The sequence below is a fragment of the Anoxynatronum buryatiense genome (assembly GCF_900182905.1).
GTDB lineage: Bacteria > Bacillota > Clostridia > Peptostreptococcales > Tindalliaceae > Anoxynatronum > Anoxynatronum buryatiense.
In genome coordinates this window covers 1-18134 of the sequence record NZ_FXUF01000025.1, presented here as the reverse complement: position 1 = coordinate 18134, position 18134 = coordinate 1, and the positions used below count along the sequence as shown (strand labels likewise).

At 38.2% G+C, this 18134-nt stretch carries 11 protein-coding genes; 10 read left to right on the top strand and 1 reads right to left on the bottom strand.

The window, feature by feature from the left end:
• The first annotated feature begins 14 nt into the window (after positions 1–14).
• The 3 genes from pglZ to QOL74_RS17935 all read left to right on the top strand — a co-directional run bounded on the left by pglZ (position 15) and on the right by QOL74_RS17935 (position 5172).
• On the top strand, positions 15–2582 hold the full coding sequence (pglZ, locus tag QOL74_RS17945; protein WP_283410882.1) for a BREX-1 system phosphatase PglZ type A: 2568 nt from the start codon (positions 15–17) through the stop codon (positions 2580–2582).
• A 23-nt stretch (positions 2583–2605) separates the two neighbouring features.
• Complete coding sequence (brxL, locus tag QOL74_RS17940) at positions 2606–4678, top strand: protease Lon-related BREX system protein BrxL (protein WP_283410881.1); 2073 nt, start codon at positions 2606–2608, stop codon at positions 4676–4678.
• 137 nt (positions 4679–4815) lie between these two features.
• Positions 4816–5172 carry a hypothetical protein gene (locus tag QOL74_RS17935; RefSeq protein WP_346771766.1) on the top strand — a complete coding sequence of 119 codons (357 nt, stop codon included), beginning with the start codon at positions 4816–4818 and terminating at the stop codon, positions 5170–5172.
• Positions 5173–6164: 992 nt separating this feature from the next.
• Here QOL74_RS17935 and QOL74_RS17930 read toward each other — a convergent pair.
• A complete protein-coding gene (locus tag QOL74_RS17930; RefSeq protein WP_283410880.1) occupies positions 6165–7643 on the bottom strand; it encodes a YfjI family protein in 1479 nt (492 codons plus the stop codon).
• A 1098-nt stretch (positions 7644–8741) separates the two neighbouring features.
• On the opposite strand from QOL74_RS17930, the gene QOL74_RS17925 reads away from it, so the two are divergent.
• The 7 genes from QOL74_RS17925 to QOL74_RS17895 all read left to right on the top strand — a co-directional run bounded on the left by QOL74_RS17925 (position 8742) and on the right by QOL74_RS17895 (position 17323).
• A complete protein-coding gene (locus QOL74_RS17925; protein WP_283410879.1) occupies positions 8742–9602 on the top strand; it encodes a tyrosine-type recombinase/integrase in 861 nt (286 codons plus the stop codon).
• A gap of 64 nt (positions 9603–9666) precedes the next feature.
• Complete coding sequence (locus tag QOL74_RS17920) at positions 9667–10515, top strand: TnsA endonuclease C-terminal domain-containing protein (protein ID WP_283410878.1); 849 nt, start codon at positions 9667–9669, stop codon at positions 10513–10515.
• On the top strand, positions 10499–12619 hold the full coding sequence (locus QOL74_RS17915) for a Mu transposase C-terminal domain-containing protein (protein WP_283410877.1): 2121 nt from the start codon (positions 10499–10501) through the stop codon (positions 12617–12619). The genes QOL74_RS17920 and QOL74_RS17915 overlap by 17 nt, the downstream gene beginning before the upstream one ends.
• Before the next feature lie 6 nt (positions 12620–12625).
• Positions 12626–14119, top strand: a complete 1494-nt coding sequence (locus QOL74_RS17910; protein WP_283410876.1) for an ATP-binding protein — start codon at positions 12626–12628, stop codon at positions 14117–14119.
• Complete coding sequence (locus QOL74_RS17905; protein ID WP_283410875.1) at positions 14116–15894, top strand: TnsD family Tn7-like transposition protein; 1779 nt, start codon at positions 14116–14118, stop codon at positions 15892–15894. Before QOL74_RS17910 ends, QOL74_RS17905 begins: the two co-directional genes overlap by 4 nt.
• 89 nt (positions 15895–15983) lie before the next feature.
• Positions 15984–16544 (top strand): hypothetical protein, encoded by a 561-nt coding sequence (locus tag QOL74_RS17900; protein ID WP_283410874.1) that lies wholly within the window; start codon positions 15984–15986, stop codon positions 16542–16544.
• A gap of 59 nt (positions 16545–16603) precedes the next feature.
• Positions 16604–17323, top strand: coding sequence for an MORN repeat-containing protein (locus QOL74_RS17895; RefSeq protein ID WP_283410873.1), 720 nt, complete (start codon positions 16604–16606; stop codon positions 17321–17323).
• Positions 17324–18134: the final 811 nt, after the last annotated feature.

Here is an 18134-nt window from a genome sequence, read left to right as displayed (position 1 = left end):
CAGGAGGCAAACCAATGAATTTGATTGAGATAAAGAAAATACTTGAAGGTCACTATCAGCGGGATCCACATGCCGAGGGTCATCGTAATATCGTTTTCTGGTATGACGAGGCTGGTGAATTTGAGAAGGATATTGAGCAACTGGATCTGGAAAAGGCAGAGATTGTCACGCTGACAGATCATAACTCTTTTGCTGTGAAGTATCGGCTGGAGGTGGAGGAACCCGAAAGAGACTTCCTGCTTTACTCGAACAGGCCCAAACCCTTAACCCGGGATAATTGGCTGCTGGACACACTCAAATACAGCATTGAATTTTCTGCCGACAAAGCGGTATTAATTATGCGCGATTTTGGAGTGATGGATGAATCAATGCTTCCTGCCTTTCGCAAACATTTGAAATTCTTCGATAATAAGGAGAGATATCGCAAGCTGGCGTCTTATGAGTTGGAACGGATAACGGAAGAGGGGCTGGAAATAGCCATTCTTTCTGTGCTCTGCAAACTTTCAATGCCGGATTTGGAGCATGTAGTGCGTCGTGTATTAGTAGGAGAGTTGGAAAAATCAAATAAAGTCTTTGAAGAAATAACCAAGTATGGAGATTCGGAAGCTTTTTGGCGCTTGATGAAAAAGTACTATGGATACAATAGTGAGACCAGATCTCTGGAAGGACTACTGGTTACCCTGCTGACAACTCATATGAGCCATCAGATAGAATTGCCCCTGCCTGTGACCTGGCAGCCTTTTGTATCTAATAAAAGATCCAACTGTGTGGTGTTGGTGAGCAATTTTATGAGTCATGCGATGGATGGCGAACAATACCGAAAATTGGCAGACAGAGTGCAGAGTGTCCTGAAACTGGTAGACTATTTGGAAACCTGGGAATTGGAAAAAATTCTACCCTGCGATACCTTTAGAGCCATTGATATTTTTGCACTGAAAAAACTCACTCACTTTTTAGTGGAAGGTTTGGGTGAGTTTCAGAAGTACCGAGAAATCATAGGGAAAAGAAAAACCACTCATTGGGCCAATGAAGTGTATGCAGGTGCCTATGAGTTGGTGCTGATGGCCCTTGAACTATTTTCCATGGAAAAAGATATTGAGCCGGTCATGTTGCTGGAACATCCGGGTGAACTCTTGGAAGCTTATACGAAAACAGTTTATCGGATGGACAGATTCTACCGCAAATATTGGACAGCTTGTGACCGTCTGGCAGAGAAGGAATGGATGGCTGAACTCTCTGAGCGGGTCGAAAATACCTATGCAAACTGGTTCTTGAACCAATTGTCAGTGAAATGGTCAAAATCCCTGGAAGGCACCTATACTTACAGTAGAAAAATTCCCAGCACTTATAGGCAGCTGGATTTTTACCGTGACTGGGTGAAACCTCATGTGGAGAAACAGGACCGGATTTTTGTGATCATTTCTGATGCCCTTCGCTATGAGGTTGGACATGAGTTAATGGAACTGCTCAACACTGAAATTAGGGGAGCTACCTCTCTGGATTGGATGGAAGGGGTGGTGCCGTCCACCACAAAGCTGGGAATGGCGGCGTTGCTTCCAAGAGAAATAGGAGAAAAAATGGTGCTGGATGCCAGCGGGGATCTGCAGGTGGGTGGAATCAGCACCCAGGGAACTGAAAACCGCCAGACAGTGCTGAAAAAACATGTAAAAGATGCTTTGGCTCTGTCGTACAATCAACTGGCAGATATGAAACGGGCAGACTATAAAGAGGCCTTTGAAGGCCGTAAACTGGTGTATCTGTATCACAACACCATTGATGCCCTCGGTGACAAAGCAGCCACTGAGCGGCAGGTGTTTGAAGGTGTGGATAGAGCGTTGCAGGAGCTGGTGCAGTTGGTGCGCAATCTGGTAAACCATATCAGTGCTACACGCATTCTCATCACTGCAGATCATGGTTTTTTATACCAGCGTTCTCCTTTGCAGGAAGCCAGTAAAATGACCAAGCATAGTGTGAATGTGCTGGAAGAGGGACGCCGGTATCTCTTAATGGATGATGAGGAGATTCATATTGAAGGATTGAATATTCCACTGGAAGACCTATTTGGCAAGGAAACAAAACTAAAAGCTGTGGTACCGAAAGGATTAATTCGATACAAAATGCCAGGACCGGGTGCCAATTATGTGCATGGAGGTGCATCTCTTCAGGAGATGATTCTGCCCGTGGTGCAGTTTAAGAATATTCGTAATGATACCTTCAAGGCTTCAAAGGTGGAAGTGCGCCTCACAAGCATCACTCGTAAGATTACCAATAGAATCACTTACCTGGAATTCTTCCAGACTGATCTGGTGGAAGCAAAAAAAACACCGATGAAATTAAAAATATATTTTGAAGATGAAATTGGTAATCGGATTTCAAATGAGAACATCGTTATTGCAGACAGCATGGCCAAAGAGCCGGCAAAACGTACTCATCGGGAGAAGTTCACCTTGAAAGACATGGCATATGACAAGACAAAGAAGTATTACCTGATTTTGGAAGATGAAGAAGAGTCGGTGGAGAAAATTGTGGAACGCATTTCCTTTACCATCGATCTGCTGATTAGCGATGATTTTGGCTTGTAAGAAACAGGGAGGATGTGAACAGCATGAGTGAAGCCAGGGTGGTGCCCCACGAGATAACCGATCAACCTGTTAACCTGAATGAAAAACTCAATAAAGTTTTCAGCGGTCGGGTGGTCCGCAAAGACCTGACCCAAAAAATAAAAGAAGGTGCCAATGTGCCCGTGTATGTGCTGGAATACCTGTTGGGCATGTATTGTGCGACTGATGATGAAGAAAGCATCAAGGAAGGTGTTGTACGGGTGAAACAGATTCTGTCAGAGAATTTTGTGCGCCCGGATGAAGCAGAGAAAATAAAGTCAAAGATCCGTGAACAGGGACAGTATACGGTGATTGACAAGTTAACGGTTAAACTGAATGAGAAGAAAGATGTCTATGAAGCAGAGTTTTCAAATCTTGGCTTAAAAGGAGTGGAAGTGGCGCCTCATTATGTAAAGGAGTTCGAAAAACTGCTGGCAGGTGGAATCTGGTGCATCCTCAAGATCAACTATCATTATGATGAAGAGATCAAGAACAGTAATCCATTTATCATCAGCAGCCTAAAACCCATACAGATGCCCAACATGGATCTAAATGAAATGATGGATGGGCGAAAGAATTTTTCGAAAGATGAATGGATCGATGTGCTTATGCGCTCAGTAGGTATGGAACCTACTCAGCTGGAGAAGAAGGTAAAGTGGCACCTGGTTGCCAGGATGATACCCTTGGTTGAGAACAATTATAATATCTGTGAATTGGGGCCAAGGGGGACAGGAAAGTCACATATCTACAAAGAGATATCCCCTAATTCAATTCTGGTGTCTGGTGGACAAACAACCGTTCCTAACCTGTTTTACAACATGACTACTCGAAAAGTGGGATTAGTGGGTCTATGGGATGTTGTAGCTTTTGATGAAGTGGCCGGTATAACGTTTAAAGAAAAAGACGGTATTCAGATCATGAAAGATTATATGGCATCAGGGTCTTTTTCGAGGGGTAAAGAACTTAAAGCCGCCTCCGCGTCCATGGTTTTTGTGGGAAACATCAACCAAAGTGTGGATGTACTGCTGAAAACATCCCATTTATTTGACCCATTCCCGGAAGCCATGGCCTATGACAGTGCCTTCTTTGACCGGATGCACTGCTACTTGCCCGGCTGGGAGATACCTAAATACCGACCCGAATATTTCACTAATGAGTATGGATTTATTACCGATTATCTGGCTGAGTTTTTCCGGGAAATGCGCAAAAGGTCATTTGCCGATGCTTTTGACACTTATTATAAATTGGGAAACAACCTAAACCAACGTGATGTCATTGCTGTTCGTAAAACAGTGTCCGGTTTGGTTAAACTCATCTATCCAGATGGTGTCTTTTCGAAAAATGATATCGAAGAGATTTTGCGGTATGCTTTGGTGAGCCGTAGAAGAGTGAAGGAGCAGTTGAAAAAAATTGGCGGCATGGAGTTCTATGATGTTCATTTCTCATATATTGATAAAGAGAGTTTTGAAGAAGAGTTTGTGTCTGTGCCTGAACAGGGTGGAGATAAGCTTATACCAGAAGGTATGGCTAAGGCTGGCCATGTGTACACCGTGAGTCAAGGAGATTCCGGAATGATTGGTGTCTATAAGCTGGAAACAGAAGTAGTGTCAGGATCAGGTAAATTTGAAAGGACAGGACTGGGTTCTTCCAGAGATGCAAAAGAAAGCATCAATACAGCCTTCAATTATTTCAAAGCGAACAAGAAAAATATCAGCGGAACCATCTCTTCCACATCCCATGACTACCTAATGCATATTCAGGATATGCAGGGCATCGGTATGACAAAGGATTTGGCACTGGCAGCATTCATAGCTCTGTGCTCTGGGGCTCTCAAAAAACCGATACAAAGCCAGATGGCCATTTTGGGAACTATGAGCATCGGAGGTACTGTCAATAAAATTCAAGAGCTGGCCACCATGCTTCAGGTTTGTTTTGACGCTGGTGCAAAAAAAGTACTACTTCCCATGGCTTCAGCGGGAGATCTGGGTACAGTGCCGGCAGAACTGTTTGCCAAATTCCAGATTTCTTTTTATCAAAACCCAGAGGATGCAGTATTTAAGGCGTTAGGGGTGGAATAAGGTGGTTTATGGATGACCATATCAAGCGTTGTCATTAGCAATTATGGGGTGAATATCTGTAATCCTGTGCCAATAAAACATAATAATTAACTGAAACCTTCAATCGATAGTATTTTTGGAAGGAAGTGTACTCTGGAATGGCAAACCATGATCGAAAGCCTATGAAACATAAATACCCAGTAATCACTTTATGTGGTAGTACCAGGTTTAAAGAAGACTTTGTCCGCGTTCAGCGTGAGCTAACACTGAAACGCAATGTAGTTATTTCCGTAGGACTTTTTGGTCATGCAGATGGTGAATATCAGACTGTACTAACGGAAGAGGTTAAGGAAATGCTTGACGATATGCATCTGCAGAAGATTGATATGGCAGAAGCTATTTATGTCGTTAACCCAGGAGGCTACATTGGTAGCAGTACAAAAAAAGAGATTGAGTATGCGAAACAACAAGGAAAAAGAATTGAGTATTTGGAGGAACAAGTAAAGCTCGGATGAATGAACCATTAGAATGTATTTGTATGATTTAATACTATTTCTGAACAGGAAATAGTTCTTAATCTTTATGATAAGCATAGTCAAAGAGTATGTAGGCACAAATAAAGTTATATTCTTCCCTTATGATAACAGGATACGCGGAGATAATAGTTTGTGCAACGATAAGCTGGTCAGGTTTTACGGAGTAACACAACTGCCTATAAGGACATGTGTGTTTTCTTATAATCGTGATAGGTAAATATTGAAGAGGATATCTTTCAAGAGTTTTTAGGTATCATAAGGCATTAAATATCCACTAATAAATATAACTGGACAAAAATCACTAATCAAAGTTTTTGTGCTAAAAATAATTACTTAAGGCATTGCGATGGGCTGAAAAACGTATAGAACATAATCTGTCATAACAGTCATTTTGATCGATGACAGTGCAATGCAGTAATATGAACAATTTAAGCCATTTATAAACTGTCATGAAATTATAGGATGCGATATTAAATAGTAATACAAGTGATTGTGGTTGATGAATGAATGGAAGTATAATAATTTTACAATATTCCAATGTGTAATCAGTATATCAATAATCCACAGTTGTAGATCTAAGAATGTAATTGTTTTATTTAACGGATTATTTAATTTCCAAACCCATGACTTAAATATCTAATACAGTGATTAAATAGAGGAACTAACTATTATTAGTAAAAAGCCACCCTTGTTAACTAATGGGAATTGCAATAAATACTTTTTAAATCAACACAAATTTTTCAAGCAGTAATTGCAGAACATAAGAATTATTAAACTGTAGAATAAGCCTCTAATTTTCATGACAGTTTGGAAAAAGGGCATTAAAACCTGTTATTACAATGGAAACACTGTCATTGGCGCGAAATGACATTTATGACATATTAATACTTAACAACAAAACAAAAGACTCCCTATTGTGAATGTTTATCATTCATTTGGGAGTCTATTGGTGCCTTGTACTCGATATTTAATTAGTACTCATAGCACTGAGGATTAACTTGATAGACCATAGCTTTTGGACCTTGTTTTTTGATACTACTTACACTTTCTTGCAGATATCCACTTGAAATCAACTTAACTATGATAGGTTTTGTATCTTCAGAAGTTCTGAAATCATTAGCATACGCTCGCATTATATCGCGGGTGGTTATCTCCTTCATCTTCTTATTTTCAATATAGGAAAGCACTTTTTTTGATAGATTGATCAACTGTGATTCACCACCACCAAAAGCTCTTTTAGCATGTGCTGAATAATATTCCACTATACGTATTGCATTCTTGATACTCTCAGCATCGACAATTGTACCAGTTTTCTTTCCTGAAACATGAATGAGTGCCGCTATTCTTAGGACTGCCCCGGGTGCTTTTGACCCCCAAGCGGTATATGGATCATAAGTGCCATTGCAGCGCAGTGTCGGTTCGAGTTCTCTTCTATAATTAGTAAGTGCTACTGAAGCTTGACTACTTAGCGAGAGGTGTAACTCGCTTGGATCATCTAATAAATTACGAATTAAGTTATTGTACTCACTTTTAACTGATGGACTCAATATTGGTGGGTTGACATCTCTATGCCCAATCATCGGTGCAGGTACGCTAAATAAGAAACGAGCCATCAAACCTTTCCCGATGAAATCCTTGTTCTTTATTGCGCTTTCTAATACTTGCGGTTGAACTGCAAGACCTATTGTTAGAATTGCTTTATCGATAATCAGAGGCGGTCTACCTACTCGATCTACTATGACAGTATCGTTGGCATGTCCACATAGAAAAATGTCGATATTGGTACTCTTGGAATACAAACCATTCATGATGTTGAAAATTCCGCCTTCAGCGGAGATGAGTGACATTTTTCCATGAGTATAAAGTAGATCTGCTAATTTCTCCTGAGTAACGTCTGCAGTTGTTAATCGAGGTATTGCCTGCACTTTGAATTCTGCAACTTCTTTTTTTGCATCAAGATATGCACTTAGATTATCTTGACTCGGTGCCTTTGCATATTTTGATTTTAACAGTTCTGCTGCTGATTCATAAGCATCTTTTTGAGCTTGCTGAGAGCTGGCAAGTGACTGGAGCTCGTTGGCCTTGTCCTGTTCGAATTTTTTTATGGGTCCCATTACAGCAGATATTGCCGCACTCTTTCTTTCGCCGGGGTTTAAGGCGACCATTGTAAATATATTTGCAGGCTCAGTCCAATCAGAGTTTCCACTAATATCTACGCGTTTTTGAGCCGCTGTACTTACAGCTGCTAACACCAGTGAAGCAACCATATCTTGTGGAACCTGCATAGCAGCAGATAAACTACCAACGTAATTTGATAGGATAGAAGGCAATGCATCAATTGGATAAAGTGGTGGTTCAGAATCTTTCAATTCAGTCGGATCGCCCCATATTAGTGATACATTATTTTGCTTAAAATTAGTAACACGAGCAGTTTGTCCAGTGACGTTCATATTAATCAACCTTTCAAGTAGTTTTTTTATTGATTTATTCAAATCATTTATGATTCTATTTCCAGATACGATGATCTCATAGAGTTATGCTAAAGTATTTAGTCACTCCTTTCCAACTAATAATCGACTAATTTACTGGGTTGATGAGAATTGTTCAATTCACCTCTCTCTTGTATAGGGACCCAGCTAAAGTTGAAACTGGGTATGTATATTACTGGTTTGATTGAAAAGTTAAATCAGCAATTAAATATAATAAACATAAATTATATAGATGAGCATATTTTTTACCCAAACATCCAGCATATTTATGAGGATCAAATGCATATGTTTGGGTAGAATCGTGAAATTAAAATTGAGATTCACTCATGAAATTAATAAATGAATACCTATTCTTAAACATCACCAGTTTGCTAAATAATTGATTGAAAAATACTTCAAGTCAATTCTTTCGCAAACTGGTAGCTTCCAGATCGCATCTGAAGCAATAATGTGAGAGTATGTTTCAGGATTTAGTTGTCAAAGAGCAATCTCATAATCTAATTGTATTCCAAAATAAATTTTCGTCAAAATAAATTCAAAAATAATTTCACATTAATGAGCAGTTTTATTTTTAATGTTCCGAAACAATTGAAATAACTCAATGATAAGCTAATTATTAAATGGACAAGAAAAAAGTAATCACTGTTTAGAGCAAGATGCACAAATTCGTTACATGGAACTCGTTAATTGATGTTTAAAATAATTGAAGTAGTGCAACATAATATAGATTAATGGTGAACAATATGCTAAAATACACGCATATAGGTTGTGAAAGTGGTGATGAAAGTGTTGCTGAAGAAAGCCAATAGAATAATTAAACAATCCCCTGGAGGCATCCATTGATCAAATTAATGATCTTAATGGATGCTTTTTTCATTGCCTGTAGGCAGTGAATCGTGAATTTAGTCATGTGTCCACCAGAATAGCAAAATGAAACATAAGGGCAATTATGATGCACTCATTTCAGGTTTACCGTCTCAATAAGCATTCAGGTGCAACATAAATACAGTGTGTAAGTGTAAATTTAAGTGCAACATAAATACTTGAGGAGGGATGAGCATGAATATGGAACTACTGGACAGATTTGAAGATTATTTGATACAAGAGGGGAAAAGCAAGCATACGATCGATAGCTATCGTTCAAACGCAAAAGAATATATGACTTGGGTTGAGGAGACATTTGGAACAGAATTCCAACAATTTTTTCGGGAGAATCTGTTGGAATTTAAAAGTTATCTTAAAACTGGAAAGCGCCATAAAGGTATTTTGATTAATGGCAAAACAATTAACCATAAACTATGCGCGTTAAAAAAGTTCAATGATTTTCTTGCATCTCGTGGCCTAAAGAATGGTATGGCATTCAGGCAAAACGATTTTATCCGAATTCAACCTTCCTACGTAAATCCATCAAATTTTTCAAAAAGAGATATTGAATTACTACGTCAAAAAGTCTTGTCAAAAAATGATAAACGGCTCTATTGTCTAATAACATTAATTGCATATACAGGACTCCGAATCTCAGAAGCACTAAATGTTCGGGTAGATGATGTTAGTAATAAAGCGATGGAGCTAATAGTAAGAAACGGCAAAGGTGAAAAACAGCGTATTGTGTACATAAATAGCAAGGTTGAAAATGCTATAAAAGAGTACTTGCCTCATCGAAAGAGAAAAAGCGAATATCTTTTTCCTTCAAGAGTGTCTGAAAAACTAAATAGGAGCGTGGTCAATAAAGAGTTTAAGAAATACACACAAGATATAACGCCTCATACACTAAGACATTTTTTCTGCACAAATGCGCTTGAAAATGGGTTTTCAATTCATGAAGTTGCATATCTTGCCGGACACAGCAACCCTCGTACAACACTTGCCTATAGTAGGCCAACAATGATTGAAATGAAAAGAAAAGCAGAGATGCTTTAGAAGGAATTTATGATTATTGAGTATTGATAAAATAAGTCAAATTTGTAAAAGGAAGATGTTTAGTATGAAACGAAACAAGGATTGGAATCAGGCTAAATATGAACGCTTCTTGAAAGATGGAAGGGGATCTGGAAATTTCGCTGAATACAAGCCTTGGCTCACAATTCAGGACATGCCTTCCATGGGCAGGGTGACCAGGGTCTATGGTTATACAACAGGGAGGATACATCATTTTTTTAGCGATATTCAGACACGTTATTTTTACTTGTTGGAATACTCACCATATGTGATTGATATAAAAGAGCACTATCCATTATTAGATGCCCAAGAACTGCTAAGAAATCAGGATGTGGATATTGAAAAGCATGTCGGAGATGATGGAACACCTTACGTTTTCACATCAACATTTTTGATTCGCACAAAAACGAGAGACGGATTTCGAGAGTATGCAAGAGCCGTTAAATCACACGAGAAATTGGAAACAAAGAATGTGATTGAAAGGTTTGAAATCGAAAGAAGGTATTGGGAAGCAAAAGGTATTGATTGGGGAATTGTAACGAACAAGGAAATTCCAAAAGTGATGGTGAAGAACATCGAATGGCTTCATCCTGCAATGGAGCTTAAGAAGTACGAAGTGTTTGAAGCGAATGAACTGGAAATGCTATGTGATACGTTACTGAGACAAATCAATACAGTAAGTAAAAAAATGCGTTTTCTATTGAATGACTTTGATGAATTTCATCAATTGGAGTGTGGGACAGGCATTAACCTGTTTAAATACATGGTATGGAAACATCAGATACACGTGGATATAGAGTCGAAAATTGATTTAGGGAAGTTAATGTCCAGTGAATTAAAACTTAATGATAGCTGGACAAAAGGAGGTACTGGTGCAAATGAAAGTCATGGTTAATTCACTCATTCAATGGAAGGAAAATCAAAGCATTGCGAGGATTCTTTGGATGGACCCAATGACCAACACTTGCATTGGATTTCCCATAAGTGAAAAGAAAATGAGTTTCAAATTATATGAAAAAGAATGGATTGATAAAGAAATTGAAACGGGCAAAGCAGTTATTCTCTCAGAGGATGAATGGATGGTAACTGTGGCGATACCTGACGATTCGATATCAGAAGCCGCAAAGAGCAAACGAGATAAGGCATGGGCGATCATCAGTGAAATTCATCATGTGCCTGATGTCTTTAACCAAGAAAGACGAGCAGCACTAATTCGCGGAGCGTGTAAAAAATTTTCAATATCTCAAAAAACTGTTTACAACATCCTCAAAAAATACTGGAAGTATGGTATGACAAAAAATGCGTTACTTCCAAATTATGAAAATTGTGGAGGAAAAAATAAAGAGCGTCATTCCTATACATCCAAATTGAAGATTAACAGTGCTATTGAAAATGCTGTAATAGATGTTGAGGTAAAACGCAAATTTAAATTGGCTTTGGAAAAATACTATCACTCAGGAAAACGAAATTCTTTAGCGACAACCTACCGTTTGATGATTCGTGAGTATTTCACCCACGACTTCAAGATTAAAGATGGAGTAAAGGTCCCAGTGCTTAACGAAGATGTTCCGGTACCAACATTACGTCAATTTCGATATTGGGTTGGGAAGAACAATAACGATAAAATCAGTATTTCAAAACGAGAAGGGCTAAAACACTATCAATCAAATGCTCGTCCTCTCTTGGGTGATTCCACCTATGAAGTGACAGGGCCTGGCGCAGTTTTTCAAATTGATGCCACTGTTGTTGACCTATACCTGGTTTCCAGGTATGAAAGAAGCTGGATAATTGGTAGACCGGTTCTATATCTTGTGATGGATACATTTTCCAGAGTAATAGCCGGTGTATATGTGGGTGTTGAAGCACCCAGTTGGATTGGGGCAATGATGGCGTTGGAAAATGCTACATCAGACAAGGTTTCATACTGTAGAGGGCATGGGATACACATTATTGAAGATGAATGGCCAGCTTCTCATGTTCCACAAACTATTATGGCTGACAGAGGTGAATTTGAAGGAAAATCACCGGAAGGAGGACTTATTGAAGGACTCCATATATCAATTCAGAATAGCAGCTCCTATCGAGGGGACATGAAAGCCATTGTGGAAAGACACTTTCGAACCATCCATGACAGAATAAAACCTTTTGTTCCAGGATACATCAATGTAGATTTTCAGAAGAGGGGTGGTAAAGATTATCGGCTGGATGCTACTTTGGACATTCACCAATTCACGAAAATCATCATTAAGATTGCTCTCCACCATAACAACTTTCATTTACTAAAGAATTATCAACGAGAAGTTGGAATGATTGAAGATGGTATTGAGTCTATTCCAAATGATATCTGGAATTGGGGAATCCGGAATAAGTCTGGATGTTTAAGGTCATTTCCCCCGGACATTATAAAGCTTAATTTAATGCCAACAGAAGTAGCGTCTGTCACTGAGCGAGGCATACGATTCCATGGGATGTTATATGGTTCAGAGAAGGCCATGCGTGAACAATGGTTTCAGAAGGCCAAGATACATGGAAGCTGGAAGTTAAAAGTGAGCTACGATGTAAGAAGCATGAGTGCGATTTATGTAAGAGCAGGTGACAAGAGAGAATATGAAAAATGCTATTTACTTGAACATCAGGAACGATACAAAAGTCGTACCTATGAAGAAGTGGCTCATTTACATGTGATGGAAAAACAGATGCAAAAGAAAGCTGAAATAGCACTGCTGCAAAATGAATTTGATATTATATCTGAAATTGAGGCAGTTGTCCAAGAAGCTCAAGTGCTAAAAAATACAGATAGAACTATCAGCAAGAAAAATATATTTGATGGTATAAGAGAAAACCGAGATTTTGAAAAATCTGTTATGAGAGAGGCAGAAGCATTTGAAATAAATGTAGACAAGAGTGGTAATGAACCTAAAGTGATGTCGAGTGAGAAAGTAAGGGGCTCCATCTTAAGCATGGACTTGCTGCGGCAGAAACAAGAAGAGAAAAGGTGATTATAGATGGGTATGACTGAAAGTGCACACTATAAAGAGCAGATTATTGTTGAGTATAGAGGCAATCCTTTTATAGAGGCATTGCCAGTCATTTATGATGTTGGGGAGGTTATTGAAAAACTGACCGAGTATCCAACATTCGAAGAGGAAGAAAAGATACTACCACCCCATCTGAAAGTTCATAGCATTCAGCGGATATTTAACTATTTTCAGCCACTCCCTATGCACATTGATCTTGAATCCCGTATATCACGACTCATACGTCAGGGATATGTATGGAGGAATCCCTTCTCACCGTATTATATAAAACAAATGAATGACAACTGTGAAATACAAAATTACTATGGAGATATTTTTGCCGACAACAATCGAACGACAGGTTCCGGCCTTACTATTATTGGTGTTTCTGGTCTGGGAAAAAGCACAGCAATTAACCGTATCATGTCTCTATATCCGGCTGTTATTGTTCATGAATCATATAAAAACAAACGGTTTGCACATAAACAGATGGTATGGATGAAGCTTGATTGCCCTCACGATGGTTCTCTAAAATCATTATGTTTATCCTTCTTTCAGAAAGTTGACGATCACTTGGGAACAAGTTATTTTCAAAGATATGGAAGTGGTAGGCAAGCAGTGAGTGTGTTAGTTCCGGTAATGGCAAAGGTTGCACAATCTATCTCATTGGGTCTACTCATAATAGATGAAATACAGCATGCCAGCCTTGGAAAGTCGGGTGGCGCAGAAAAAATGTTGAATTTCTTTGTGACACTTGTAAACCTGATAGGTTTGCCTGTGGTGCTAATCGGCACGCCTTCAGCTATGAAACTCCTGCAATCTCAGTTCAGGCAGGCAAGAAGGGGGAGCGGACAGGGTGATATGATTTGGGATAGGCTTGAAAATGATGAATCTTGGAAATTATTATTAGATGGGCTTTGGAGGTATCAATGGACGGATGAACTCACTATACAAACAGAAGGGTTAATCAACCTACTATATGAGAAATCTCAGGGAATCACAGATATTGCAATTAAGATATTTGCCATGGGTCAGATACACGCTATTATGACTGGTGAAAAATGCTTAAATGAAAATCTCGTTGAGTATACTGCAGAAAACTATTTGAGGTTGATTCAGCCAATGATTGAAGCCATCAAAAGGAAAGATATTCGAGCGATGGGAGGTTTTGAGGATATCTATTTGCCCAAAATTGATAATTTTATAATCCCGGACATCGAATCAGATTATTCAAGAAGAATGGAAGCTATCCTCAAAGTGAGGAATGAAAAATCAAGAAGTAATAACCCGAAAACTAAGCAAAACAGTGAAGTTATTTTATCGAAAAGAACAAAAGGGAATCAACAATATGATGAAAGAGATTTAAAAGAAATTGTATTAAATGGCAAAAAGAGTGGGATCACATCATACGAAGCACTGAAAGAAAAAGGCTATATAAAAGAAGAAACTTGGTCAGAAATAATTGGAAGTGATGTGGGATGACTTCATTCTTTCCCACATTATATCCGGATGAGCTCCTTTACAGTGCTATTGCACGATACCATCAGAGAAGTGGAAACATTAGCTGGAAACATACCGCAGTGGATTTATTTGACACTCAATCTGTCACTATCTCGGTAGATTTACCTGCGAGAATAGAATCACTTGTTGATAATGTCCCCTACAGTGGAAGCACACTCGCTGAGGAGTTTATCTGGAAGCACACACTATATCCTTACTACACAACGTTTCAATCAAATGAAAGGCGGAGACAAATAAAAGAATCGATGTTGAGCCATAATGGTGGTGATATTTATTCGAGAGCTGGAATTATGGCAAGCACCATAAAGACGAAATCTCATTTATGTTATTGCCCCAGCTGTGTGGAAGAAGATTTTGTTAAGTATGGTGAGACATATTGGAGGCGTTCCCATCAATTGCCAGGAGTCTTTTTATGTCAAAAACACCAACATTACTTACTCACTTGCCCCATGCCTATAAAATCAACTAACAAATATCAAGCCTTACTTACAAATGATTGCATCAACGCAAGTGACAATATGGATGGCATGAAAAGATTGATAGCCTCAATGAATTTTGAGAAACACCAACTCGATTTACTAATCTCCTTTTGCAACCTCAGTTACCAACTACTGGACGAAAAGTGGATTTGGAAAAAGATAGGTGCTTCTCATGAAAGCTACAAAGGTAAACTATATGAAATTGGTTACGCCAATGTTAATGGGCATGTAAGGCAAAAAAAGTTCCTGAATGAGTTTGTGAATTATTTTGGGAATAAGTTTTTGAGTTTGATGCAATGTGATATTGATGTAGAAGCCAGCACTAACTGGTTAGTAGAAATTATACGCAAACCCCAAAAAGCGACACATCCAGTAAGGCATATACTGGTTATGCAATTTCTTGGTATCAGCTTCCAAGAGTTGGCTTGTGCAGAGGGGAAAATCAAACCATTTGGTAATGGTCCTTGGCCGTGCTTAAATGTTGCAGCTAATCATTATAAAGAACCTGTCATCGAAAATGTTAGAGTAACCATTGATGCAAAAGCAAAAAAGGTAGTAGGCACATTTTTGTGTAAGTGTGGATTTGAATACTGTAGGAGTGGACCAGACGGTGATGAAATTGATTTGCTTCACATTGGTCGAGTAAAATCCTTTGGAAAAGTTTGGGAAGATCAATTAAATCAACTTATTGAGAAAAAACTTACCTTAAGAGAAATTTCAAGAAGAATGAGTGTCGATCCAAAAACAGTAGAGAGGCAAGCAATAATCTTACATAATGAACTCCACTGGAAAAAAACATCAGATAGCATGGCAGTAATATATCAGAAAATGTCAAAGAGAAAAGAAGGAGAAAATCTTACGATGAAGAATAGTTATAGGGAACAATGGCAACAAGCAGCTCAGTGTTTCCCGGAACTGACTAAAACGGAATTGAGGTACAAATATTGCAAGATATATGGTTGGCTATATAGAAATGATAGAAAATGGATAATTAATTTCAATTCACATAAGAAACCATCCCTATCAATCAATCCGAGAGTTGACTGGAAACTACGTGATAAAGAATTATTGATAAGTGTTAAGAAGATTATTGAAGAACTTTTATCCAATCACAAAAGACCAGTACGCATTACGGTTAATCGCATTGGAAAAGAAATAGGAAAACAAATGTTGTTACAGAAACATCCAGACAAATTGCCAAATACAATTGAGTATATAAGCGCAATGGCTGCATCACAAAATACTGACAAACTATAGTTGAGGACGGGTTTGTTTTTTAGTAAGTATTTTGGCGGAAGATAGTAATTTGCATTCAAATTTATGATGTAAACGAGGTATCTTATTTGATGATTAATAGTGTTGAAATTGAACAGAGTAAGTCGAAATTTCTTGATAAATATAACCGTATGCATTCAGTGGATAAGGCATTAACGAAATCTATTAATGCAGCATTAGGGCGTAATCCTTTATATAATGAAAAAGCTAAAACGAATGATATTAGGAGAAATATCAAAAAAATTTGGATGATCCATTTAAACGAAATGTCAAAGAAGTATTATGTCCAAAGTGTTAATAGAGAGGTATTTATTCAAGATGTAATAGAACTAAAAGAAATAATGAACGACTCATATGGAATGTATTTCAGCACTGAATTTCGCATTTCTCATTCTCAAAAGAGCTTAAGTGTCTTTCTAAAGCACCTTTGGTGTATGAATATGATTGAACGGCCACCTATTTGCCCATTAGATAGAAAAATATTAGAAGCTGCCGGCAGAAAGTACTCTGAGGCTAAATGGACACACATTAATGATATTGAGGAGTACGCTAAGAAGATTTCCTGGCTGCAGAAGGAGGCATTTAAAATTAATTGTTCACTGGCTGAATGGGAGCTTCTTGTATTTAAATAGTCATAAATCAATTTTCAATATTGGTTAGGATTTAAAATATGACATCAGGAGAGTGACTTGTGAGTAGAAAAATTTTTATTATTATTTCAATCATAATTGTATCGCTATTGATTGTAGGTTGCAGTGATGATGGGGAAAGAACGATAGAGTTCTCGAACGGTATAAAGTATGTTGGGCAAGTTGAAAATGAAATTCCTAACGGCATAGGTGCAATATTTTATCCGAATGGGACAATGTTTATTTCAGGAAGCTTTAGAGATGGTTTTGTTTATGGACGAGCAACTGAATATGATGAGACTGGAAATTTAGTTTATCGCGGAGAAATGGACGGAGATAGACACGGACAAGGTGAAGAATATGATAAAAATGGAAATGTAATATACAGAGGAGAATGGGTAAACGGCATGCAACAGGGAAGAGGAAAGAGATATTACGAGGATGGCACGATTGGATACGATGGAGAATTGTTTGATGGAAAACTGCATGGAAATGGGATCTGGTACAATACTCAAGGTGAAATAATTTATCAAGGAGCTTGGAAAGGCGGAAATCAAGAAGGTTATGGAAAACTCAACTCTGTAGATGGCTATCTTTTGTACGAAGGTCAGTTTAGGGACAACGAGTTTCACGGTGAAGGAACCTATTATAGAGAAAATGGTAAAGTATGGTATGAAGGAAGTTTTAACTATGGAACTTGGCATGGCCAAGGGATACTTTATGACGAACAAGGCACGATGCTTTTTAGGGGGGAGTTTCGAAATGGAAAGGCTATTACATAATAGTAAATAGTTAGTCATCCGACGGAGCTTCTATAGCTTGCTTAAGCTGTGAGCACATATTGCTGGAGATACAATCCGGAGCCCGTATGTTGGAAAAGAGAGATTATTCAATGTGAAAGACTTACAGTATCATAGTCCTCAAGGATATTCTTTCGAAAACATCCGTGAGGACTTTTTATATGTAAGAATTCAGCACCACTACCTAAGTCACTAAATAATAATACGATTCCAATAGAAACACTCCATCCATGTCTACGTTTAATGGAAGCACTGTCAAGTTTTTCTGTCCTTCAATTTCGATAGCGAAGAAGCAAAAAATGATTCAGTGATTTCTATAATGAGAAGTTCGTAGATTTAGCAAGTACTTTTGGTGTTCTGCTGAATGTGCACCGAAAAACTACAATACTTCAACTCGAAGGCATAAGAGTGTAATTTTCATACCGCTGAATCAAATATTGCGTCTAAGCTTGTATATGGTTATACATAGTGCAGATAGTCCTTTCAACGTTATTGGTGGCAGACATATAATAGAATGGGACGTTGTTTTGATTTAACCTTGCCATCACTTTATTGTAGAAGGCATGTGACATATAGGATGTATTAATAAAAACAAAATCTTGATTATCCAGGAAACTTGTATCTACGTTTAATTGGTCGGTGGAGATATATTGAAAAGTGGGTAATAGATTTTTTAGTCGCTTTATCCAACCAGGGTGGGGAGTGTAAAATAAATTGTGCTTTTAGCTAATCCAACTATAATAACAGTAGGGAGAGGATGGAAATGGCTAAGAGCAAAAAACCAAGAATCATG

What these genes read in the sequence shown, in the direction of transcription:
- QOL74_RS17925 (WP_283410879.1), top strand. Translation starts at nt 8,742, where the DNA reads ATGAATATGGAACTACTGGACAGATTTGAAGATTATTTGATACAAGAG.
- QOL74_RS17935 (WP_346771766.1), top strand. Translation starts at nt 4,816, where the DNA reads ATGGCAAACCATGATCGAAAGCCTATGAAACATAAATACCCAGTAATC.
- brxL (WP_283410881.1), top strand. Translation starts at nt 2,606, where the DNA reads ATGAGTGAAGCCAGGGTGGTGCCCCACGAGATAACCGATCAACCTGTT.
- QOL74_RS17910 (WP_283410876.1), top strand. Translation starts at nt 12,626, where the DNA reads ATGGGTATGACTGAAAGTGCACACTATAAAGAGCAGATTATTGTTGAG.
- QOL74_RS17915 (WP_283410877.1), top strand. Translation starts at nt 10,499, where the DNA reads ATGAAAGTCATGGTTAATTCACTCATTCAATGGAAGGAAAATCAAAGC.
- QOL74_RS17930 (WP_283410880.1), bottom strand. Translation starts at nt 7,643, where the DNA reads ATGAACGTCACTGGACAAACTGCTCGTGTTACTAATTTTAAGCAAAAT.
- pglZ (WP_283410882.1), top strand. Translation starts at nt 15, where the DNA reads ATGAATTTGATTGAGATAAAGAAAATACTTGAAGGTCACTATCAGCGG.
- QOL74_RS17900 (WP_283410874.1), top strand. Translation starts at nt 15,984, where the DNA reads ATGATTAATAGTGTTGAAATTGAACAGAGTAAGTCGAAATTTCTTGAT.
- QOL74_RS17920 (WP_283410878.1), top strand. Translation starts at nt 9,667, where the DNA reads ATGAAACGAAACAAGGATTGGAATCAGGCTAAATATGAACGCTTCTTG.
- QOL74_RS17905 (WP_283410875.1), top strand. Translation starts at nt 14,116, where the DNA reads ATGACTTCATTCTTTCCCACATTATATCCGGATGAGCTCCTTTACAGT.